The organism is Bacteroides sp. FSHCM14E1, assembly GCF_019633785.1.
Lineage (GTDB): Bacteria > Bacteroidota > Bacteroidia > Bacteroidales > Bacteroidaceae > Bacteroides > Bacteroides hominis.
In genome coordinates this window covers 45703-68526 of the sequence record NZ_JADKYL010000018.1, presented here as the reverse complement: position 1 = coordinate 68526, position 22824 = coordinate 45703, and the positions used below count along the sequence as shown (strand labels likewise).

Here is a 22824-nt window from a genome sequence, read left to right as displayed (position 1 = left end):
GAAATATGTATAAGGTGATTATTATAGATGATGAGAAGGCTGCTATTGAGGCTTTGCGTCGGGATCTGGAAATGCAGGCTGATCTGGAGATAAAAGGGACAGCCGGCAATGGGGCAAAAGGGAAGAAGCTTATCATGGATATACATCCTGACCTTTTGTTCCTGGATATAGAATTGCCTGATATTCAAGGAATCCGTTTGCTTAGTGAGATTCGTGAGCAGGTCTTGTGGGACATGAAAGTCGTTTTCTATACTGCTTATGATAAATATTTGCTGCAGGCTCTGCGTGAGTCAGCCTTCGATTATTTGCTGAAACCTTATGATACTGAAGAACTGAACTTGATTATTGAGCGTTACCGTAAAACAATGGCTGCTGCCCAACCCATTCCCTCTTTCTCTTCTGCTGTCGGCACTTTAATTCCCGGTAGGGATCTATTTATGATCAGTACAGTGACAGGTTTCAGATTTCTCCGTCTTGAAGAAATAGGATATTTTGAATATTTGAAAGATAAGCGCTTGTGGCAAGTGGAGCTTTTTAATCAAACAAAGCTTTGTTTGAAGAAAAATACAACGGCTGGGGATATAACCGGTTACTCCGATGCATTCGTACAGATCAGCCAGTCGGCTATAATCAACATCAATTATTTGGCAATGATTAAAAGTAAGCAGTGCCTGCTTTATCCTCCTTTTAGTGATAAAGAGGACTTAGTTATTTCACGGGGATTTTTGAAGGAGTTGCAAGAACGCTTCTGTATAATTTAAGGTTTTTCTGTCAGATAAGCTTTTATTTTGCCATTTATACCTTGTCTGCAACCATATATCCTATTTTTAGATAAAGAGGAGTTGTTGTACTCTCTCTTTGCTTGTATCTTTGTGAGGTACGATTACTCTTAAAAAATACTGAGATGAACAGTATTAAACAATTAAACAATTCTCTTGATAGTTAACTGGTTGGGTAAAGCCGGAGCTTTTTGTGAAAAAACTCCGGCTATTTTGTCGGGGTACTTTTAAAGGTCATTTCTTTGATTTACTCTTTTATGTTTCACGTGACACAAAAAAAAGACCGAAGCTACTGCAACGGTCTTTTCAGAGTATGTATTGTGTTAGATCTTTAAGAGAGTAAAGTATTGGAGAACTATAGATTAGGGTTATCCATTGTAACAGTCATTTCCGGAGCCAGTATAAATTCTTGTTTCCGGTTATTCCATTTATAATAGTTTGTAGTAACAGTTTTGCCTTCGTATGTATAGCGAACGAGCAGATCATTTTCCCAGTTATTTTTATAGCTGTTCCATTTCATGGTCTGACTTTCAATCATACGTTTATTGGTATCGTATTTATAGTTGTATTTCATGTAATTGGCCAAAGAAGAACCTTCCATTTTATAAACGGTTTGTCCTACAAGCATGCCGTTTTCTTCTTCAGAGTTATAAATAAGATTGTTATCATAGTTCCGTGCACAAACTGTAATGCTGCTTACTAAAAGAACTGCTGATAATACTGCTGTTTTTAAAAATCCTGTTGTTTTCATGATATCTGTTTTTAAGTCTTTGAATTGTCAAATTTCCAATGTTAGTTGGTTTTAACGGCGACAAAGTTACATATAAAACGGATATAAATGCATAAAACCCGAAGTTTTTTATCATATTGTCAATTGTTGGCTTCCGGTTGAGATTACTTTTTGATCCATTTAATAGAAAAAAGATATCCGGCAGGTAGTTTGCCGGATATTTATATAAACAGTAAGTATTTTTAGATGCTTTTTAAGTAGCTTTCTGAATGAATGGTTAATGATTGTTATCAATGTGCTTGCAGCCAGTTTGTACCCCATCCGCAATCTGCTTTTAAAGGGACATGCATACGATAGGCTTTCTCCATTTCTTCAATAACCACTTGCTCTACTATCTCTTTTTCTTTTACCGGTACACTGAAGTTCAGTTCATCGTGTACTTGCAAAATCATTTTAGCTTTCAAGCCTTCAGCTTTAAAACGTTCATAAATACGGGCCATAGCAACTTTGATTATGTCCGCTGCACTTCCCTGTATCGGAGCATTGATTGCATTGCGTTCTGCATATCCCCGCACTACCGCATTGCGTGAGTTGATATCCGGCAGGAAGCGTTTGCGATGGAAAATGGTTTCAACATAGCCGTGTTCACGCGCCACTTGAATACTTTTGTCCATGTAGGCTTTTACTTGCGGATAAGTTTCAAAATAACCGTCTATCAGTTCTTTGGCTTCTTTGCGGTCTACATTCATACGTTCGGCCAAACCGAAAACGGAAATACCATAAATGATGCCGAAGTTGGCAGTCTTGGCTTTACGCCGCATGTCTGCAGTTACCTCCTTTATATCTACTTTATAGATCTTAGCCGCTGTAGCAGCATGAATATCATAGCCGCTGAGAAAAGCATCAATCATGTTTTTATCTTTGCTCAAGTGCGCCATTATACGTAATTCAATCTGTGAATAGTCGGCGGAAAAGAAGCTGCAACCGTCATCGGGAATAAAGGCTTTACGGATTTCTTTGCCATCTTCGTCCCGGATCGGAATGTTTTGCAGATTAGGGTTACTGGAACTGAGTCTTCCTGTTGCAGTAACAGTTTGATTGAATGAGGTATGTATGCGGCCTGTTCTTGGATTGATCAGTTGTGGAAGAGCATCAATGTAAGTGCTTAATAGTTTCTTTAGCCCTCGGTATTCCAGTATTTTACCGATAACATCATGTTTGTTGCGTAAGCTTTCTAAGACCTCTTCTGAGGTGACGTACTGTCCGGTCTTTGTTTTTTTAGCTTTTTCTACTATTTTCAATTTATCGAACAGTATTTCTCCTACCTGTTTGGGGGATGCAATGTTGAATTCTTCTCCGGCGAGGTTATAGATCTCTTTTTCGATACTCTGTAATCTTGTGGTGAAGTGCTCTGACGATTGTTTCAATGCTTCCGTATCTAAACGGACTCCGTTGCTTTCGATATTGACAAGAACGGGAACAAGAGGCATTTCTATTTCATAAAATAATTTCTCAGCATCATTCTTCTTTAATTCCTGTTCCAGGATATTTTTTAGCTTAAGCGTGACATCTGCATCTTCACAGGCATACAGATAAACATCTTTGGGAGAGAGGTCGCGCATGTTTTTTTGTCCTTTTCCTCTCGGCCCAATTAACTCTTCAATATGGATCGTCTGATAATGCAGGTAGATTTCTGCCAGATAGTCCATGTTATGCCGAAGCTCCGGTTGGAGTACATAATGTGCCACCATGGTATCAAAGAGTCTGCCTCGGATTTCAATGCCATAGTTCTGAAGAACGAGCATATCATACTTTATGTTTTGTCCAACCTTGAGTGACTTATCGTTTTTGAAAACAGATTCAAATTCCTGAACGATTTTAGTCGCTTCTTCTCGTCCCGCTGGTACCGGAATATAAAATGCCTGATTTTCGGCGATACTAAAGCTCATTCCGACCAACTCTGCATCCATCGGATCTGTTCCGGTTGTTTCCGTATCTAACGCAAGAATTTCTGATGTCAGCAATTTTTTAATTATTTCCTGTCTTTTTGATTCAGTATCAATGAGTTGATAGTCGTAGGTTAATGAATTTAAGCTTTCCAGATTTGATTTTTTCTCTTCAGTTGGAGTGTCGGGCGTAAATTCTTCGAATAGATTACCTTGAATGGGACTATTTTCTTGACTAAACAGTGGTCCGGCAGGAGAGGGGGACGGTGATGATTCTTTTTTGAATATCCGTTCCATCAATGTACGAAATTCCAGCTCCTCAAAGATTTTGCGGAGTGCTTCTTCGTCTGCTTGTTCGCGGACAAGTGAATTCATGTCGAGTTGGATCGGTACATCTATTTTAATTGTTGCCAGGAACTTTGAGAAAATGATCATTTCCTGGTTCGTTTCAACTTTTGTCTTCAATGCTCCCTTCAACTGATCGGTATGTTCAAGGAGATTTTCAATGCTGCCAAACTCAGCAATTAATTTCTGAGCTGTTTTTTCTCCTACTCCCGGGCATCCCGGAATATTATCGGAGGAGTCACCCATCAGTCCGAGCATATCGATAACCTGTGCCGGAGATTGGATATCGAATTTAGCTTTTACTTGTTCTATCCCCATTACCTCAAATTCTTTATCTCCATATTTGGGGCGATACATGAATACATGATCTGTTACCAGTTGACCATAATCTTTGTCGGGAGTCATCATGTAAGTGGTGATACCCTGTTTCCCGGCTTCTGTTGCCAAAGTCCCGATTACGTCATCTGCTTCGTATCCCGACACTTCGAGGATGGGAATTCGGTAAGCTCTGATGATATCTTTTATAATAGGTACGGAAAGGCGGATTGCTTCCGGAGTTTCTTCGCGTTGGGCTTTGTATTGCTCAAAAGCTTCGTGGCGGAACGTGGGGCCTGATGGGTCGAATGCAACTCCGATGTGAGTGGGGTTCTCTTTCTTCAATACTTCTTCCAGAGTGTTAACGAATCCCAGTATGGCCGATGTATTAAATCCCTTGGAATTAATGCGGGGATTTTTTATGAACGCATAGTACGCCCGATATATAAGAGCATAAGCATCTAAGAGGAACAGTTTGCTGTTTTGATTCATATTTTTCAGTTTTTTCATGGTAAAAGTACAAAAAAATACCGTATTAACCGTTTTATTATTACTTTTGTGCTCAAATAGTGTGTGCATGGATAGCTTATCTTTAATAAAGTCCCCGATTACTACGGAGCTGGAAGATTTCAAAAATCTGTTTGATAGTTCTCTGTCCAGTTCAAATCTTTTGCTTAATAATGTGATTGCTCACATCCGGCAGAGGAATGGTAAGATGATGCGCCCTATTCTTGTGTTGCTTGTAGCAAAGCTTTATGGAGAAATAAAGCCTGCTACTTTACATGCAGCTGTATCCCTTGAACTTCTTCATACGGCAAGTCTGGTGCATGATGATGTAGTGGACGAAAGCACGGAACGTCGTGGTCAACTGTCAGTAAATGCCATTTTTAATAATAAAGTAGCGGTATTGGTGGGGGATTTTCTTTTGGCAACGAGTCTGGTACATGCCGAGCGCACTCGCAACCATGATATTATCGGTGTGGTAGCATGTTTAGGACAAGATCTGGCAGAAGGAGAAATACTGCAACTTTCCAATGTCAGTAACCGGGAATATTCCGAAACGATTTATTTTGATGTTATCCGCAAGAAGACAGCTGCTCTTTTTGCAGCATGTACCAAGGCTGCAGCGCTTTCGGTAGAAATAACCGATGAAAAGGCTGAATTTGCGCGTCTTTTTGGCGAAAATATTGGAATCTGCTTCCAGATAAAAGATGATATTTTCGATTATTTTGAGAGTAAAGAGATTGGTAAACCTACCGGAAACGATATGCTGGAGGGTAAGTTGACTTTACCAGCATTGTATGTACTTAATACTACTAATGATGCATGGGCGCAGGAAATGGCTCTCAAAGTGAAGGATGGTACGGCTACAGTAGACGAAATAGCCCGTTTGATTGAGTTTATCAAACAAAACGGAGGGATAGAGTATGCCATAAAAGTAATGTACGAATATAAAAAACGCGCTCTTGATTTATTGCGTATACTCCCGGATTCGGTAGTAAAGACTGCCCTGATTACATATGTGGATTATGTCGTTGATCGAGATAAATAACTTTTTTATTTCAGTGTTCTTTTTTTCCATGGGCTTTCTTCATCTTCTGTCGCTTTTCGGTAGAGGCTAATATTTCTTTCCTGTTTTTCTTTTTCAGAAGCCTCCATTGCTTGTCCCAAAAGGAAACTTTTTCCTACTTCAGTCCAATTGCTAAAAGCTTGCATACATTGTTGGCCCGCCGAACAAATATAATTCCACGCAAGGTCTTCATTAATATATCCGGTATCGTAGGCTATCCGTACCAGGCATACCATTCTTCCCATATCCCATGCTAATACCCCTTTTTTTAAGTCTTCTTCTTTGATTTCAACAGCCTGACCAGCTTTTGTACAAGTGATAAAATTGTGTAGGTTGTTGCATTTTCGTATGAAAAGTTCAATGCCGAAAAAACGCTCCCGTAGTTTTTCCTCCAGTTCTTTGGGAGCATATTCTGACAGTAGAAAGGGTAGGAGAATACTGAATGAAGTACGGTCGCCTTCATCATGCAGGAAGTGAATCATTTCAATAACAGCCGTTTCGTTTTTGATTCTTGGACTTCTCTGAAGAAGTTTAGAGAGGGTTTCTTGGTTTGCTCCTGTTGTCAGACTATCTACATAGAAATGCTCTTGCAGACTTGGAATCAGACTGATAAATAATCCGGTTTCCTTTGCCTTGTCTAAACTCTCCCTTTGTTGGTTCCGGTTGAATTGTTGAAATAATGCCTGTTCTGTCATACTCTTGTTTATTTTAATTCTTTGTTAACCGAAAAGCGTGAGAACTGTTGCTCTGTATCTTTCCTGGGGCTTCGGCAAGCCGTTATGATGATACAAGCAACAGTCTCACGCTCCGTTCGATATATAACAAGAGTATATACGTGAAGGTGCGTGAGACCCGTTTGCTTATTACCTTTCATAACATGAATTTTGCCGAATTCCAGGAAAAAGATAATAATTGAAACGTTCTCTAATACAATGATTTAGCCTATTCTCTGTGGGCTAATATCAACGCAAAGATAGAAAAATCTTCTGACTTCTCTATAGGTAACTTTAGTTTTTCTTAAATAAAAATACCGTGTCACCCCACATTAATAAAGGGGACGACACGGCATGACATATTTGATTGCTAATGTAGCCTTTAGAAGAATTTTAGTTCTTCGCCTTTGATTTCAGACAGGAGCAGATTTGCCAAACGACTGGTTCCCAAACGGAACAGTTTGTTACTAAGCCATTCTTCACCTAATATCTCTTTTACAATGGTATAATAAATCAAGGCATCATTTACGCTGTTAATGCCGCCGGCCGGCTTAAAACCTATTTTATTTCCGGTTTGTTCGTGGTATTCTTTGATGGCCTGGCACATTACATAAGCTGCTTCCGGAGTTGCTGCCGGTTGCTGTTTTCCGGTGGATGTTTTGATGAAATCGGCTCCGGAATACATCGATAGGATAGAAGCTTTTTTAATGTTAGAGGCAGTCTTTAGAGCACCTGTTTCAAGGATTACTTTCAGATGATGTTCTTTGCAAGTTTCCTTTAGCTCCATAATTTCTTCACACATCGTTTCGTAGTCACCGTTTAGAAATGCCCCTACAGGAATCACGATATCTATTTCGTCGGCTCCGTCAGCTACTGCCATTGCGGTTTCTGCTATCTTTATTTCAGTAAATGTTTGCGAAGAGGGGAATCCTCCTGATACGCAAGCGATATTTACACCTTCCACCTCGAGTGTATCTTTTACCACCTGTGCAAAATTAGGATATACACAGATTGCCGCAACGTTCTTCAGATCAGGAAATTCATTATCGAACTGATTCACTTTTTCAGTGAATCTCATGACACTTTCATCGCTGTCTGTCGTATTGAGTGTGGTCAGATCAATACAGTTGAAAAGGAATTTTTTTACCTCCTCCGTATTGTTCTCCGGTACTTTTTTATCAATTAATGCTGCAACTTGAGCCTGTACGTCAGCATCGTTCAGTTGCGTGTTGTACTTAGCCAAAGCGGTCAGGTACTTGTCTTGAGGAGTATCATTCATTTCCATGTTCTCTCAGTTTTGGATTGTTGATATGTCTTTTATTATCTCTTTGAGTTTTCTTTTCCAGATTTCGTGCAAATGCCTCTGTGAGGTTTACGCCGGTTTGGTTCGCGATACACAGGAGCACCCAGAGTACGTCTGTTATTTCATCACTGATGTTGTCTTTTTCGCCTTCCTTAAAAGATTGATCGCCATATTTGCGAGCCATAATGCGGGCCAATTCGCCTACTTCTTCCGTGAGAACAGCCATATTGGTCAGTTCGCTGAAATAACGTACACCGTATTCGTGTATCCACGAATCGACGGCTTTCTGTGCTTCTTCTAATGTCATTATTCCTTGTTTTTGGTATCAATACAAATAGTTACAGGCCCATCGTTCAATAATTCTACTTTCATATCGGCTCCGAATTCTCCTGTTCCCACTTCCTTCCCTAATGCACAACTCAAATCTTTGCAGAATTGTTCATAAAGCGGGATTGATATTTCCGGTTTGGCGGCCTTAATATAGGATGGACGATTTCCTTTTTTTGTAGATGCGTGTAGTGTAAACTGACTGATTACCAATATATCACCTCCTGCATCTAAGATTGATTTATTCATAACTCCGTTTTCGTCATCAAAGATGCGGAGATTTACGATTTTCTTGCACAGCCAGTCAATATCCTCCTGTCCGTCCGTATCTTCAATACCTGTCAGAATCATCATTCCTTCCCGAATTGCGGATTTACAGTGTCCGTCAATTGTGACTGAAGCGTGGCTGACGCGTTGTATAACTACTCTCATTCAAATTATATTGCTTAATCTTTACTATTGCAAAGATAGCTATTTTTAGCGATTATTGAGACCCTCTTTTACGATTTTTGCCTTCGATTCACCTATTACCGTGGCCACTTCTTCCATAGAAGCTTCTTTGATACGTTTTACGCTTTTGAACTCTTTCAGCAGGAGGGTTTTCGTTTTCTCCCCGATTCCCTTGATGCTGTCCAGAGCGGATGATACCTGTCGTTTGCTACGTTTGTCTCTATGGAAAGTAATGGCGAAGCGGTGTACTTCATCCTGGATCTGTTCCAATAGCCGGAATAAAGGGCTATGCTGTTTGATGCCGATTGTTTGAGGTGGGAAACCGAAAAGCACTTCAGAAGTTCGGTGTTTGCGGTCTTTGGCAAGCCCGGCAATAGGGATGTCCAGTTGCAACTCTTCCATTACTTGTCTGACTACCTCCATTTGCCCCTTTCCACCGTCAGTGATAATCAGGTCGGGCAGGGGAGATTCTTCCTCTAAGACGCGTTGGTATCGTCTTCTGACAACCTCTTTCATTGAGGCATAATCATCGGCACCTACAACTGTTTTGATATTGTATTTTCTGTAATCGTTCTTTGATGGCTTTGCTTTTTTAAAGACTACGCAGGCTGCCACTGCATCTGTCCCCTGGATATTTGAGTTATCAAAACATTCTATTTGCATCGGCAATCTGTCCAGATGTAGCTCCTGCTGAATCTCCTTCATCAGACGCATACTGCGTTGTTCGGGATTCAGTTTTTCAGCTTGCTTCATCCTGTCAGCCTTATATTGTTTTACGTTGAGTAGAGATAGTTCCAGCAGCTTCTTTTTATCGCCTCGCTGAGGTATGGTGAATGTGACGTTGTTCAACTCCATTTCTATATCGAAAGGAACGATAATCTCACGCGAAGCGCTTTTGTAACGTTCTCTCATTTCGATAATGCCCAATGTGAGCAGTTCTTCTTTTGTTTCATTCAGTTTCTTCTTGTACTCAAAAGTGAAAGCCTGATTGATAGCTCCGTTGGTGATATGGAGATAGTTGATGAAAGCTGATTTCTCACCGTCTTCTTCGATCGAGAATACATCTATGTTATGCAGTACCGAACTGACAACCTCGGATTTCGAACGGTAATTTTCTATTAATGCGTATTTTTCTTTCACCTTTTGTGCTTCCTCGAATTTCATTTCAGCGGCTAATTCCTGCATCTGTTGGTACAGCATTTTGCTTATTTCCTGAGTATTCCCTTTAAGGATCTCTTTTATTTCAGAGATGTTTTTCAGGTATTCTTCTTGTGATTGCAGTCCGATGCATGGTCCGGCACAGTTCTTGATGTGATATTCAAGGCATACATTGAACTTCCCTGCGCGAATATTCTCAGGTGAAAGGTTTAGGTTACATGTGCGTAAAGGGTATAAATGCTTTATCAAATCGAGTACGGCATGCATGGACGGAGCGTGACTATATGGGCCGTAATAGGATGAACCGTTTCGGATGATACGCCTGGTTTTGAATACTCTTGGAAAGTATTCGTTCTGTACACAGATGGACGGATATGTTTTATCGTCTTTCAGCAGGACATTGTAACGCGGCTTATACTTCTTGATCAGGTTATTTTCAAGCAGTAACGCGTCTTCCTCTGAATTTACCACGATGTAGCGTATGTCTGCGATCTTGCTTACTAATACACGGGTTTTTCCGGGTTGATGTTCTTTGCTGAAATAGGAATTAACTCTTCGTTTCAGGTTTTTTGCTTTTCCTACATAGATAATGGTGCCTTCGGCATTCAGATATTGATAAATGCCGGGCTTTTCAGGAAGGTTTGAAACAATCCCTTTTAAGTATTCGCTGGTTTTAAGTTCTTGATCTGTATCCATAAAAAAGGGCATAGTGATTATCACTATGCCCTGCAAATATATTCATTTTATTTATAACGACAATACGGATTGTACCTCTACGTCTTTGTCGTTTTCGAATACTTTTTCCCCATTCAACTCTTTTAATTCAATAATGAAGTTGATATATACTTTCTTCGGATGGAGTTTCTTCACGAGATTACAGGCAGCTTTCATTGTACCTCCGGTTGCCAGCAGGTCATCGTGCAATAATACTACATCATTTTCGTTCAAGGCGTCTTTATGTATCTGCACTGTATCTTTGCCGTATTCTTTGTCATAGCTTTCTTCCATTGTCTCGGCAGGGAGTTTCCCGGGTTTACGGATGGGTATGAATCCTGCTCCAAGGCGGGTTGCGAGAATCGGGCCCATAATAAAGCCCCGTGATTCGATACCTACTACCTTGGTGATCCCTTTATCTTTGTACATTTCGTACATAATATCCGAGAGTTCCTGGAGGCGCTCCGGGTCTTTGAACAGTGTAGTGACATCATAGAATAAAATTCCGGGTATTGGGAAATCCGGTATTTCCCGGATGCTTTTTTTAAGCTTCTCTTTGCTCATAATCATTGTTTTATATCGTTTCTTTAAATGTTTTGTTTCACGTGAAACGCAAGTGCCCTATCGTCCGGAAAGGACCAGTAATACGTTGATGTCGCTTGGCGAAACACCGGGAATCCGGCTTGCTTGCGCTATTGTTTCGGGATCGATTTTCTTAAGCTTCTGCCGGGCTTCAGTCGAAAGTGATTGAAGATTGTCATAATCGAACTTGCCTTTTATCTTAATACTTTCAAGTCTCGCCAACTTGTCAGCGATGATGCGTTCCCGTCCAATGTAGCCTTCATATTTGATTAGAATTTCTGCAGCTTCCAGAATTTCGTCTTTCCTTTCATCTGTGATTTTTTCTAATTCGCGTTTAAATGCCGGTATGTGTTCGGAGATGTTCTCTATTGTAATCTGCGGACGATTAATCAAATCAATCAACTTGCATCCGTGGCGTAGGGGAGTAGTCCCTAATTTTTCAAGTGCATCGTTTATTAATGCAGCTTTAATTGAATAGTTACGGGCAAAGTTTACGATGCTTTCTATTGCTTCACGCTTGCTCTTTAATAAAGCATAGCGGTCCTCTTTTACTAACCCCAATTTGTATGCTCTTTCTGTGAGTCGCATATCTGCATCGTCCATGCGAAGAAGAATGCGATATTCGGCTCGTGAAGTAAACATGCGATAAGGTTCGTCAACTCCTTTAGTCACGAGGTCATCGATTAATACGCCAATATATGCTTCATCTCTTGCTAAGGTGAAAGGCTCCCCGCCATGGCAATTGATGTGTGCATTAATACCTGCAATGATACCTTGTCCGCCGGCTTCTTCATATCCGGTAGTACCATTTACTTGTCCGGCGAAGAAGAGATTTCTGATTTTCTTCGATTCCAACGTGTGTTTTAGTTGTGTCGGATCGAAGTAGTCGTATTCGATTGCGTATCCCGGTCGATAAATAACGAGGTCTTTGAAAGCGGGAACCTTCTTCAGTGCTTTTATCTGTATATCCATCGGCAAAGATGAAGAGAATCCATTCAGATATAATTCCTGCGTAGTTTCTCCTTCCGGTTCAAGGAATAACTGGTGCTGTTCTTTATCGGGAAAGGTTACGATCTTTGTTTCGATACTCGGGCAATAGCGTGGTCCGATACTTTGTATTTGCCCGTTGAAAAGGGGAGAATCGGATAGGCCGTTGCGCAGAATGTCATGTACTTCTTCATTTGTAAAGCATGTCCAGCATTGCAATTGCTTAAGATGTCGCACACTGGTATTCATGAATGAGAATTTGTGGAAGTCGCATTCGCCATCCTGAGTGTCCATCAGTTCGTAATGTACGCTTCTTCCGTCAATACGTACAGGAGTGCCGGTCTTCATTCGTCCGTATTCAACGCCATGTTTCGCGATGGATTCGGTTAATTCGTAAGAGGCCGGTTCTGCCATACGTCCACCCGGAAGTTTTGTTTTTCCGACATGCATCAGTCCGTTCAGGAAAGTTCCTGCGGTCAATACGATACATTTGGCGTGAAACGTCACATCCCAGAAAGTCTTCAGTCCCACAACCTCTCCGTTTTCAACGATAATTTCCTTTACGGTATCCTGCCAGATATGTAAATTAGGTATATTTTCTAATATTTCACGCCAGGCCCAGATAAATTTATTCCGGTCGCACTGTGCACGCGGGCTCCACATAGCCGGTCCTTTCGAACGATTTAGTATACGGAACTGGATAGCTGTCTGATCTGTTACCAATCCCATGTAGCCACCCAAAGCATCTATCTCACGTACAATCTGTCCTTTAGCAATCCCCCCTACAGCAGGGTTACAGCTCATTTGCGCCACCTTGTTCATATCCATAGTGATAAGACAGGTTTTTGAGCCTAAATTTGCTGCCGCTGCAGCAGCCTCACAGCCTGCATGTCCAGCACCAATTACAATAACGTCGTACTTAAAATCCATTGAATCAATGTTTATTTCTTAACCGCGCAAAGTTACGAAAAAGTTGCCAGTTGCGGGTTTTATGCAATAAGTTTTAAGTGTTTATAGGTATCACAAACCAATGATTTAATTTATCGATAAGATCTTAATTTTGCCTTTTTACTGTCAAAACGTTTGTGATTTGAACGTTTTAAAAAACGCTATTTGGGACGAAATACTCTTGATAGCTAAAAATATGAGCAATTGGGGTTCTTTTGGAGCGCAGGCGGTCAAATGAAGTTAACTTCATACCTTCGGGAAGTTAACTTTTTGTTGATAAGATACTAATTCTTTCCAAGTACGAAGTTAACATCGTATTAACATGAAGTTAGGTTTTTGTTAAAAGAGGATGAACTTTACACTCAATAAGCTATTTAATAGTGTAAAAAACACCTTTTCTTTTTCTGAAATTCATCAGAAGTGTTTATGCTATTAAATGTCTTTTTGTTGAATCCATCTATTTTTTGCTTTCTAATATCCATGTTCTGGTTTCCTGTTTGGTCTTTTTGCTTGGGAAGGGTATAAATTCTTATCTTATTGAATTTATCTAATTCAAAATGCCAGCGTTTTTTTGAGTATTGTTTCCGGTTGGACGGAAATATGGGGATGTAGGGGAGTCTGAAAATACAGAATGATAGATTATCAATTGTCTTCTTTTGAAAAATTAGGAAGTTACAGAAAAGAGTCGTAAGTTTGTTGGATAGAAAGTATTATAATTATGAATAAGGCATTTCCTACTCTCATTCTTCTATTGTCTTTAGTAGGAGTATTGATCTCTTGTCAACATTCTTCTTCTGCGTATCCCTCTTCTTTAAGGTATGCCGATTCTCTAATGGAAATTTCTCCTGATCATATTTTGAATTATCTCGGTGAGCTTAATGTATCTGCATATTCAAAAGATGATCGGATCTATTTTGGTTTACTTTTGACACAGGCTACTGATAAAAACTTTTTGCCACTTCTTCCCTGTGATTCACTGATTGATGCGGCACTGGATTATTATGTGAAAAAGGATGGTATTCATTGGGCTCGTGCTTGGTTTTATAAGGGGAGGATTCAACGACAAATGAAAATGACGGAAGAGGCCCTGAAGAGTTGTTTTACCGCTTTGCAAGGGGTAGAAGGGAATACGAAAGAGGAATTGAAGTTGAAAGGAATGATTTATGAAGATATGGGAGGGATCTATTTGGATCAGCTCCTTTATCAGAAAGCGTTTGAAGAGTTCTATCATTCTTATCAGTGCGATTCTTTGCTGAATGATGAAAGGATCTTAATGTATTCTCTGTCGAATATGGGCTGGGTGCGTGTAGTTGAAAAAAAAGAAGAAGAAGCCTCTTTTTATTTGGATCAAGCTTTACGGTTGGCTTCGGCTTTGAATGATTCCATTTTTATAAGTGATCTATATGAACGCATGAGTTTAAATTGTGAGAATGTGGACTCTGCTTTTATATATGCCTGTTTGGCAGAAAACTATTTGACTAAGAAGAACGACTCCATTAGTTTGTGGCTAACATTTGGTGAGTTATATTTGGATAAACAGAAGCTGGATTCCGCAGAATATTATTTAAAACGTATTCTAAATACTTCTGATTTCGAACGGAAGATATTAGCTTCATATTCTTTGGCAGAGGTTGAACAGATCAGAGGAAATTATCAACGTGCTTTTGAATATCAGTCTTATTATGGCGATAATATAGACTCTATTTTCTCTTTAAATCATGCATCTGATATCGAGCGGTTGGCCTATAAATATGATTCGGAAGCGAAGATTACAAAAGAGAAGGAAAGCCGGAAGGTTTTAATTCACCGAATCTGTTATGGAGTAATTTTGTTCGTGCTGATCATTGCTATCGTTTTTCAACGAATCCATCGATGTCGAAAAATAGCTCAAGTGTTGTATGAGCAGCGCGTTGCTTATTTAAAAGAGCGCGTTGCTTCGTCACAGTTCCACATAGAACGTTTGGAAGCTGAAATCAGTTCTTTAAAACAAATAGGTGTGGAACGCGAGCAAGAAATTGTATTGAAGCAATCAGAGTTGCGTCGTATTGTTGACGAGAAAGCGCATTTACGTAATAGTCTATTTAAGGAGACATCTATTTTTAAGCGTATTCAAGAACTAAGCAAACAAGTGAAGCGAGAGTGTGATGAAACGATAAAGAATCCCAAAGTACTTCTTGCGAAAGAACAAGTGCAATTGAAAGAAGTGTTGTTTGAACTTTACGACGATCATATTCAATACCTTCGTGCTACTTATCCTAAAATAACTGATGACGATTGTATCTACTGCTGCCTGAAACTTTGTGAAATGGATGATCAGACTATTGCCTATTGTTTTGGCAATACAAGTAAGCAAATTGTGGTGCAGCGGCGTTTACGTTTAAAGAAAAAAATGAAAGAATCAAATGAATAAATCCTTTTTTTGAGATTTATAGAACATCAAAAGAGAAAAATGTTATCAGATGTGATCGCTTTATCTCTGTAAATTAGCTGTTTATAATAATATAAGTGTTATCTCTTTTCTCATTTTACTAAAGGGGAATAGAGTAACTTTGTCGTCAGAACAATAAACTTATATAACAATGAAAACAAAGATGATTGTATTGGGAGGATTACTATCTGCGCAAATAGTATTTCTGTCTAACAATGTTTATGGAGAGAATTCTATGATTGTAACTATTATGAAAAGTAGACATAGCGTGCATGTGATAACACATAAGAAGGAAAATCTGCAAAGAAGTACTTTACCTGTAGCTTGTGGCTATATCGAAGAGAACCAATTTGTCTTAAGTTTTAGTTTTTCTTTGGAGAATAGAAAGATACGGGTTGTTGACTCTGAAACCGGACAGCAAGTTTTTGATGATACGGTGACTGGTACTGCTGTCTCAATTCTTTTGGACAGAGATTCTAATAGTTTTGACGTTTATATTGGAAGTGAAAATTGATTTTAATTAAAAACTTAAAATAACACGAAATGAAAAGAATATTCAAATTAATATTGTTGTTATCTATATTTTGTGGATGTAATAAGAATGATGAAGAAACCATTGTGGATAACACAAATACAGAAGATATGTCTGAGTATAAAAGAGCTAAAGACTTGATATGCCAATTCAGTGAGAGGATAGATAAAGAGAAAGGTGGTACGAGAAGTAATACCTTGCAAATTACATTATCTTTAGCAGGTAAGAAAGCTATTGTCATTCCGAAAATGATTACAAGAGCTGGGGAGGTTAGTACAGATAGTGTGAATATGTTCGTATTTGATACAGAAAAGGATGGGAAATTGGGGTTTGCAATAGCCACCGGAAAAGCTGAAGTAGGAAGAGTCTATGCTTATGTGGAAAATGGAATGCTGTCAGATACTATAGAAAATGAAGGTATGGCTTATCTTGTTGGTCAGATTCCGGATATTATAAAACAGGATCAACTGAATTCTAGTCTGACAAGAAGCGGTGAACAGAGAACAACACATGTCTCTATACCATTGGTAAAGACCGAATGGAACCAGCATTATCCTTATAATGCTCAGATGCCTACGAATGGGAAGTGCTCTATGAGCTATTATTATGCAGGTTGTATTCCTATTGCAGTCGCTCAGGCAATTACTTATTATAGAAAATGTCCGATAGCTTATGATTGGGATGCATTTACTGTAAATACTGGGGTATACGATACTAATCTGATAGCTCCTGTATCTCAATTTGTGAGAAAGGTAGCGGATGGAATTAAGGTAAGCTATAGATGTGATGGGACAGGAACCAAAAACTTAGGCTCGACTAATGATTTTTTGAAAGGATGGGGATATAATGTCGAAAGACATAAGACGAATGATGTTGATAAGAATTTATTGTATCAATGTCTTATAACTAAAAACGTTGTTGTCTTTGTAGGAAAGAAAAAAAAGGGTACGGGACATGCTTGGTTGGTTGATGGTGGAGTTTTTGAATATTCAGGAAATGCCATGATTGGTTGTACTAATATACAGGTACAAGCGATTCATTGTAATTTTGGATGGAACACGTCTAATAATGGTTGGTATGCTATTAAAGACGGAGCTTATAATAGACCAGCTGATAATGCTTCTCAAGATGGTAATAATCCGACTAATGATAAAAATTCACCGAATGGTAATTATTACACAGATAATGATTATATTTATTTTCATGAAGCTATGGGGACTGAAATCTTATGGTAAAATATAAATTCATAATTATGAAAAAATTATTTTTTTTATGTTGTATATCTTTGGTGTGCATTTACGGATGCAATGATGATTCTGATAAATATTTTTCTAATTTTTTGAAGAGTAAAGAGGCGACTCTTGGTTCGGAGAGGGGGACCATTACGGTAGAAGGATGGGAGAAGTTTAAGCTGGTGCAGGCAAAGGAAATAGTAAATCAAGATACGATTTATACGGTAGATGAAATAAATGGCACTGATTATCAGGGAAGATGGTATCACGTAAAAGTCGATGAAAAACGGATGACTATAGATTGTGATAAGAATGAGACAGGGAATAAGAGAGTAGTTTCTTTACTTTTCCAGGGATCAGGTAATTCGTTTGATTGGTTTTCTCTGACCCAATCAGAATGATTCGGTTTATATATCATAGCTGAATGTATGTTACAATCGGATATTTTAGATATTTGGGATTACAGTTATATATTGAAAAATAAAAGATTAACCTAAAGCTGGATTTTAATTTAGGAGATAGAGTCAGCGTGTAAAAACTTATTCTATCTCCTTTTATCTTTTATTGTTTCCTTATAGCCAATGCCCTGTTTTCTGCCGCTTCCATGATTTCCCGCTCTCCGGGTCCCTTGTCATTAATGCCGCAAAGGTGGAGGATTCCATGAATGATGGTACGGTGTAATTCCTCGTCATAAGTCGTATTGAATTGCTCTGAGTTAGTCTTTACCGTTTCCAGGCTAATAAATAAATCTCCAGAAAGACGGTCACCCTGACAATAGTCGAAGGTGATGATGTCTGTATAGTAATCATGTTGCAAGTACTGGCGGTTTACTTCCAGTATTTTTTCATCCGAACAGAATATATAGGCGATTTCACCGATTCTTTTCCCATAAGTGGCAGCTACGGCTTTGATCCATTCGGTAGTCTCGCGTTTCTTGATATCGGGCATTTTGACACCCTCTGTTTGATAAGTTACGGCCATAATTGTTTTTATTTTAAAAGAAGAATAAATAACTGATTAGAATTGCTGCAATGATTCCGGCAAAATCGGCAATCAGTCCGCACGTCACCGCATTACGTGTTTTCGTGATGCCTACGCTGCCGAAGTAAACAGCCAGAATATAGAAAGTGGTATCGGAAGCTCCGCGAACCACACAGCTCACACGTCCGACAAATGAATCGGGTCCGAATTGCTTCATGGTATCGATCATCAAGCCATTGGCACCGCTTCCACTGAGTGATTTCATTAAGGCAGTCGGCAGTGCACCTACAAAACCGGTGTCAAGTCCACAGAATGCCACAATGGAGCCGATACCTCCAACGAGTATATCCATAGCCCCCGAAGTACGGAAAACCGCGATTCCAACGAGGAAGGCCACCAGGTAAGGAATGATGCGGACTGCTGTGGTGAAGCCTTCTTTGGCACCTTCTACAAAAGAATCGTATACGTTGATTTTTTTTCGAATGCCTGTGCCGATAAATAATATGATGACAGAAAACAGGATCACATTGGCTGTCAAGGTGGAATAAATTCCCATATCTTCGCGTGAAAGCGTAGCCGTCAGGTAAATGATTCCGCCAAAAAAAAGGCTCAGGCAACCCATAAGTGTCAATATCGCTTTGTTTATCAGATTGATGCGCTGGGAAATACTGACAGCGATGACTCCTACCAGTGTGGAGATAAAGGTACTTAGCAAGATGGGGATGAAAATATCCGTTGGCTGTGCAGCTCCCATCTGTGCCCGGTAGACCATAATGCTGATAGGGATGATGATCAATCCGGAAGTATTAATCACCAGGAACATAATCATGGGGTTACTGGCGGTGTCTTTCTTAGGGTTCAGTTCCTGTAACTCTTTCATGGCTTTCAGTCCCATGGGGGTAGCGGCATTGTCGAGTCCCAGCATATTGGCAGACATATTCATAAAAATAGAACCCATGACCGGATGTCCTTTCGGAATGTCCGGAAACAAGCGGCAGAAGACCGGACTCAGCCAGCGTGAAAGGGCATTGATCAGTCCGCTGTTTTCACCGATTTTCATTATTCCGAGCCAAAGGGACAAGACACCGGTGAGTCCGAGGGAAATCTCGAATGCTGTTTTAGAAGAGTCGAAAGTAGAATTGATAATCTCCGTGAATATTTGGGTATCGCCGAAGAACAGGAGTTTGCAGACGGCAACTACGAAAGCAATCACAAAGAACGCAATCCAGATATAATTTAGAACCATAAATATGCCCGTTAATTTTCCTACAAAATTAAGAATATGTTTCTATTCATTGTGGCTTTTTTGCCTATTTTTGTCAGGATGTAACTTTATAAACTCAATTGTCTCGATGAAATCGATAGAAATTCAAAAAGAACTGGAGACTTATGTTGATCCGGTGAAGCGGGAATATCTTCCCGGATTCTTTAAAACCGGAAAAGGGCAGTATGGCGAAGGTGACAAGTTTCTTGGGGTAGTAGTGCCCAATACTCGTATTGTGGCTAAAAGGCATAAGGACATCCCTTTTGAGGTAATGGCCGAATTGCTTCAGTCGGAGTGGCACGAATGCCGGTTGTGTGCATTGCTGATGATGGTGGAACGGTTTAAAAAGTCCGACGAGAAAGAGCGGGAGGCTATCTATCGTTTCTATCTGTCTCAAACGGAACGTATTAACAACTGGGATTTGGTAGACCTGTCGGCTCCTTATATTGTAGGCGAATATCTGAGAGATAAATCACGTGACGATCTTTATCGGCTGGCTGAGAGTAATCTGCTGTGGGAGCAGCGCATCGCGGTAGTGGCTACTGTTACTTTGATCAGAAATAACGATTTCACCGATATTCTTCGTCTGGCAGAGTTGTTGTTGCAGCATAAGCACGACCTGATGCAGAAGGCTATAGGCTGGATGCTCCGTGAGATGGGAAAGAAGGACCGGGACTTGCTGTTGCAATTCTTGGATAAATACAGGATGGTGATGCCACGAACTATGTTGCGTTATTCGATAGAAAAACTGACGGAAGCCGAACGAAAATATTACATGAAGCGTTAATTGGGGCATTGCAGGATTGGCTACAGGGATCCGGGGAACCGAGAGATTTAATCTCTTGCTTATAGGGATGTCATCCTCTGTGAACTCTGTGTCCTCTGTGGTGAACTTCTCGTTTCAAAGGAAAAACTCTGTGAAACGCTGTGCTACTCTGTGATGAAATCTATATCTTTGCTACCTATTTATAAAAAAGAAATGGAAGAAGATTTTAATATACGGGATCATCAACTGACCAGCAGAGAACGGGATTTCGAGAACGCCCTCCGTCCATTGAGCTTTGAAGACTTCAACGGGCAGGACAAGGTGGTCGATAATCTCCGCATTTTTGTCAAGGCGGCTCGCCTGAGGGGTGAAGCACTGGATCATGTATTGCTGCATGGACCTCCCGGATTGGGAAAGACTACTTTATCGAATATTATCGCTAACGAGTTGGGTGTGGGATTTAAGATAACTTCCGGACCAGTACTCGACAAACCGGGTGATCTGGCCGGGGTGCTGACCAGTCTTGAACCGAATGACGTGTTGTTTATCGACGAGATTCACCGTCTTTCACCGGTAGTGGAAGAATATCTCTATTCGGCCATGGAGGACTATCGTATCGATATCATGATCGATAAGGGGCCCTCGGCCCGTAGTATCCAGATTGATCTGAGCCCGTTTACACTGGTGGGGGCGACAACCCGCAGCGGTTTGCTGACGGCTCCTTTGCGTGCCCGTTTCGGTATCAACCTGCATTTGGAGTATTATGACGACGATATATTAAGTGGCATTATCCGCCGTTCGGCAGGTATACTTGACGTGCCTTGTTCGTCTCAGGCAGCCGGTGAAATAGCTTCAAGGAGTCGTGGAACCCCTCGTATAGCCAATGCGCTGCTGCGCAGGGTGCGCGACTTTGCACAGGTGAAAGGTTCGGGATCTATCGACACGGAGATTGCCAACTATGCGCTTGAAGCACTGAACATCGATAAATACGGACTGGATGAAATTGATAATAAGATTCTCTGCACCATTATTGACAAGTTTAAGGGTGGTCCGGTGGGATTGACAACGATTGCCACTGCCCTGGGTGAGGATGCCGGAACGATTGAGGAAGTATACGAGCCATTCCTTATCAAGGAGGGGTTCCTGAAGCGTACTCCCCGGGGACGTGAGGTGACGGAGCTGGCTTACAAACATCTTGGGCGCAGCCTTTACGATAGTCAGAAGACACTGTTTAATGATTAGATACACAAAAACAACATGGCCGGATTAAAGTCATTGGTAAAAGATACAGCCCTGTATGGGCTGAGTAGTATGGTTGGTAGGTTTCTGAACTATCTGTTGGTGCCGTTATATACAGCGGTCTTACCTGCCGCATCCGGCGGATATGGGGTTGTCACCAACGTATATGCCTGGGCGGGGTTGATTATGGTACTGTTGACGTTCGGGATGGAGACCGGTTTTTTCCGTTTTGCCAATAAGTCGGAAGAAGATCCGGCAAAAGTATATGCCAATTCACTGATCTCGGTAGGAGGTATTTCACTCATCTTTGCCGTCCTTTGTCTGACATTCCTTCAGCCTGTCTCTAATTTTCTGGACTATGGCGATCATCCTGACTTCATCGGGATGATGATAGTGGTCATGGCTCTCGATTCTTTCCTGTGCATCCCGTTCGCTTATCTGCGTTATAAAAAGCGTCCCATTAAATTTGTTGCCATTAAGTTCGTTTCCATCATTGCCAATATCGTTCTGAACCTGTTCTTCCTGTTGCTTTGCCCGTGGTTGCATGTGCATTTTCCCGCATCGGTGGATTGGTTCTATAATCCGACCTATCTGGTAGGGTACATCTTTGTCACCAATCTGATAACAACCTGTTTGCAACTTTTTTGCCTGATTCCCGAGCTTCGTGGCTTTGCCTATCGGGTGGACAAGGCACTGTTGAAGCGGATGCTTGTCTATTCTTTTCCGATATTGATTTTTGGCCTGGTAGGCATTTTGAACCAGACGGTGGATAAGATTATCTATCCTTTCCTCTTTACCGATCGTCAGGAAGGGCTGGTGCAACTCGGCATTTACGGTGCTGCCACCAAGATTGCCATGGTGATGGCTATGTTCACTCAAGCTTTTCGTTATGCCTATGAGCCGTTTGTATTTGGCAGGGAACGTGAAGGAGACAATCGCCGGATGTATGCCCAGGCGATGAAGTATTTCCTTATTTTTGCCTTGCTTGCCTTTCTGACAGTTATGTTCTATCTCGATATTTTGCGTTATATGGTGGCACCCGATTATTGGGCTGGACTTAGTGTGGTAGCCATCGTGATTGGCGCGGAAATATTCAAAGGCATCTATTTTAACCTCTCGTTCTGGTATAAGCTGATCGATGAAACTCGTTGGGGAGCTTATTTCTCCATGGTCGGATGTGCTATTATCGTGGGAATGAATGTACTGCTGGTTCCCACTTACGGATTCGTGGCCTCGGCATGGGCTTCGGTAGCCGGATATGGGGTAATTACGGTTCTGTCTTATTGGATCGGACAGAAAAAATACCCCATCCATTATGATTTGAAGCACCTCGGTATGTATGTGTTGCTTACAGCAGTGCTCTATGCGGCAGGAGAGCTGGTACCTATTCAAAATGTGGTACTTCGCCTGGCTTTCCGTACCGTTTTGTTACTGATATTTGTGGCTTATGTTATCCGGACGGATTTGCCATTGAGCCAGATTCCTGTGATTAACCGATTTATTAAGAAGAAATAG

The 22824-nt window shown here is 40.6% G+C and carries 20 protein-coding genes; 9 read left to right on the top strand and 11 right to left on the bottom strand.

Annotated features, from left to right (window positions below):
• Window positions 1-5: 5 nt before the first annotated feature.
• Window positions 6-761, top strand: a complete 756-nt coding sequence (locus tag ISX59_RS19955; protein WP_005779643.1) for a LytTR family DNA-binding domain-containing protein — start codon at window positions 6-8, stop codon at window positions 759-761.
• Window positions 762-1134: 373 nt separating this feature from the next.
• On the opposite strand, the gene ISX59_RS19950 is transcribed toward ISX59_RS19955, so the two are convergent.
• Both ISX59_RS19950 and polA read right to left on the bottom strand, forming a co-directional pair.
• Entirely contained in the window at window positions 1135-1530 is a 396-nt protein-coding gene (locus ISX59_RS19950; RefSeq protein ID WP_005779642.1) for a DUF3836 domain-containing protein, read from the bottom strand.
• A 269-nt stretch (window positions 1531-1799) separates the two neighbouring features.
• Entirely contained in the window at window positions 1800-4607 is a 2808-nt protein-coding gene (polA, locus tag ISX59_RS19945; RefSeq protein WP_220576211.1) for a DNA polymerase I, read from the bottom strand.
• Window positions 4608-4692: 85 nt separating this feature from the next.
• Between polA and ISX59_RS19940 the strand changes: the two genes are divergently transcribed.
• Window positions 4693-5667, top strand: a complete 975-nt coding sequence (locus tag ISX59_RS19940; protein WP_122330541.1) for a polyprenyl synthetase family protein — start codon at window positions 4693-4695, stop codon at window positions 5665-5667.
• A gap of 5 nt (window positions 5668-5672) precedes the next feature.
• Here the strand turns inward: ISX59_RS19940 and ISX59_RS19935 are convergent, their stop codons facing one another.
• The 7 genes from ISX59_RS19935 to mnmG all read right to left on the bottom strand — a co-directional run bounded on the left by ISX59_RS19935 (window position 5673) and on the right by mnmG (window position 12849).
• On the bottom strand, window positions 5673-6380 hold the full coding sequence (locus ISX59_RS19935; protein ID WP_005779637.1) for a DUF1266 domain-containing protein: 708 nt from the start codon (window positions 6378-6380) through the stop codon (window positions 5673-5675).
• Window positions 6381-6780: 400 nt separating this feature from the next.
• Complete coding sequence (deoC, locus tag ISX59_RS19930; RefSeq protein ID WP_005812349.1) at window positions 6781-7683, bottom strand: deoxyribose-phosphate aldolase; 903 nt, start codon at window positions 7681-7683, stop codon at window positions 6781-6783.
• A complete protein-coding gene (locus tag ISX59_RS19925; RefSeq protein WP_005779634.1) occupies window positions 7670-8008 on the bottom strand; it encodes a nucleotide pyrophosphohydrolase in 339 nt (112 codons plus the stop codon). Before ISX59_RS19925 ends, deoC begins: the two co-directional genes overlap by 14 nt.
• Window positions 8008-8460, bottom strand: a complete 453-nt coding sequence (gene dtd / locus ISX59_RS19920; RefSeq protein ID WP_005779633.1) for a D-aminoacyl-tRNA deacylase — start codon at window positions 8458-8460, stop codon at window positions 8008-8010. Before dtd ends, ISX59_RS19925 begins: the two co-directional genes overlap by 1 nt.
• Before the next feature lie 45 nt (window positions 8461-8505).
• Window positions 8506-10332, bottom strand: a complete 1827-nt coding sequence (gene uvrC / locus ISX59_RS19915; RefSeq protein WP_032536493.1) for an excinuclease ABC subunit UvrC — start codon at window positions 10330-10332, stop codon at window positions 8506-8508.
• A 51-nt stretch (window positions 10333-10383) separates the two neighbouring features.
• A complete protein-coding gene (locus ISX59_RS19910) occupies window positions 10384-10920 on the bottom strand; it encodes an adenine phosphoribosyltransferase (RefSeq protein ID WP_022011645.1) in 537 nt (178 codons plus the stop codon).
• 51 nt (window positions 10921-10971) lie between these two features.
• The gene (mnmG, locus tag ISX59_RS19905; protein WP_005812343.1) at window positions 10972-12849 is read right to left on the bottom strand and encodes a tRNA uridine-5-carboxymethylaminomethyl(34) synthesis enzyme MnmG; all 1878 of its coding nucleotides are present in this window, start codon (window positions 12847-12849) and stop codon (window positions 10972-10974) included.
• A 736-nt stretch (window positions 12850-13585) separates the two neighbouring features.
• Between mnmG and ISX59_RS19900 the strand changes: the two genes are divergently transcribed.
• From ISX59_RS19900 to ISX59_RS19885, 4 genes are all read left to right on the top strand, one after another.
• The gene (locus tag ISX59_RS19900; RefSeq protein ID WP_005812341.1) at window positions 13586-15277 is read left to right on the top strand and encodes a hypothetical protein; all 1692 of its coding nucleotides are present in this window, start codon (window positions 13586-13588) and stop codon (window positions 15275-15277) included.
• A 169-nt stretch (window positions 15278-15446) separates the two neighbouring features.
• On the top strand, window positions 15447-15809 hold the full coding sequence (locus ISX59_RS19895; protein ID WP_005779625.1) for a hypothetical protein: 363 nt from the start codon (window positions 15447-15449) through the stop codon (window positions 15807-15809).
• 29 nt (window positions 15810-15838) lie between these two features.
• Entirely contained in the window at window positions 15839-17062 is a 1224-nt protein-coding gene (locus ISX59_RS19890; protein WP_005779623.1) for a C10 family peptidase, read from the top strand.
• A gap of 17 nt (window positions 17063-17079) precedes the next feature.
• Window positions 17080-17460, top strand: coding sequence for a hypothetical protein (locus ISX59_RS19885; protein WP_005779621.1), 381 nt, complete (start codon window positions 17080-17082; stop codon window positions 17458-17460).
• Between the two features lie 160 nt (window positions 17461-17620).
• Here the strand turns inward: ISX59_RS19885 and ybeY are convergent, their stop codons facing one another.
• A complete protein-coding gene (gene ybeY, locus ISX59_RS19880; protein ID WP_005779618.1) occupies window positions 17621-18040 on the bottom strand; it encodes an rRNA maturation RNase YbeY in 420 nt (139 codons plus the stop codon).
• A gap of 13 nt (window positions 18041-18053) precedes the next feature.
• On the bottom strand, window positions 18054-19286 hold the full coding sequence (locus tag ISX59_RS19875) for a nucleoside recognition domain-containing protein (RefSeq protein ID WP_005812336.1): 1233 nt from the start codon (window positions 19284-19286) through the stop codon (window positions 18054-18056).
• Window positions 19287-19392: 106 nt separating this feature from the next.
• On the opposite strand from ISX59_RS19875, the gene ISX59_RS19870 reads away from it, so the two are divergent.
• The 3 genes from ISX59_RS19870 (at window position 19393) to ISX59_RS19860 (ending at window position 22824) form a co-directional block, all read left to right on the top strand.
• On the top strand, window positions 19393-20091 hold the full coding sequence (locus tag ISX59_RS19870) for a DNA alkylation repair protein (protein WP_005812333.1): 699 nt from the start codon (window positions 19393-19395) through the stop codon (window positions 20089-20091).
• Window positions 20092-20283: 192 nt separating this feature from the next.
• The gene (gene ruvB, locus ISX59_RS19865) at window positions 20284-21312 is read left to right on the top strand and encodes a Holliday junction branch migration DNA helicase RuvB (protein WP_005779612.1); all 1029 of its coding nucleotides are present in this window, start codon (window positions 20284-20286) and stop codon (window positions 21310-21312) included.
• 15 nt (window positions 21313-21327) lie between these two features.
• Entirely contained in the window at window positions 21328-22824 is a 1497-nt protein-coding gene (locus tag ISX59_RS19860) for an oligosaccharide flippase family protein (protein ID WP_005812331.1), read from the top strand.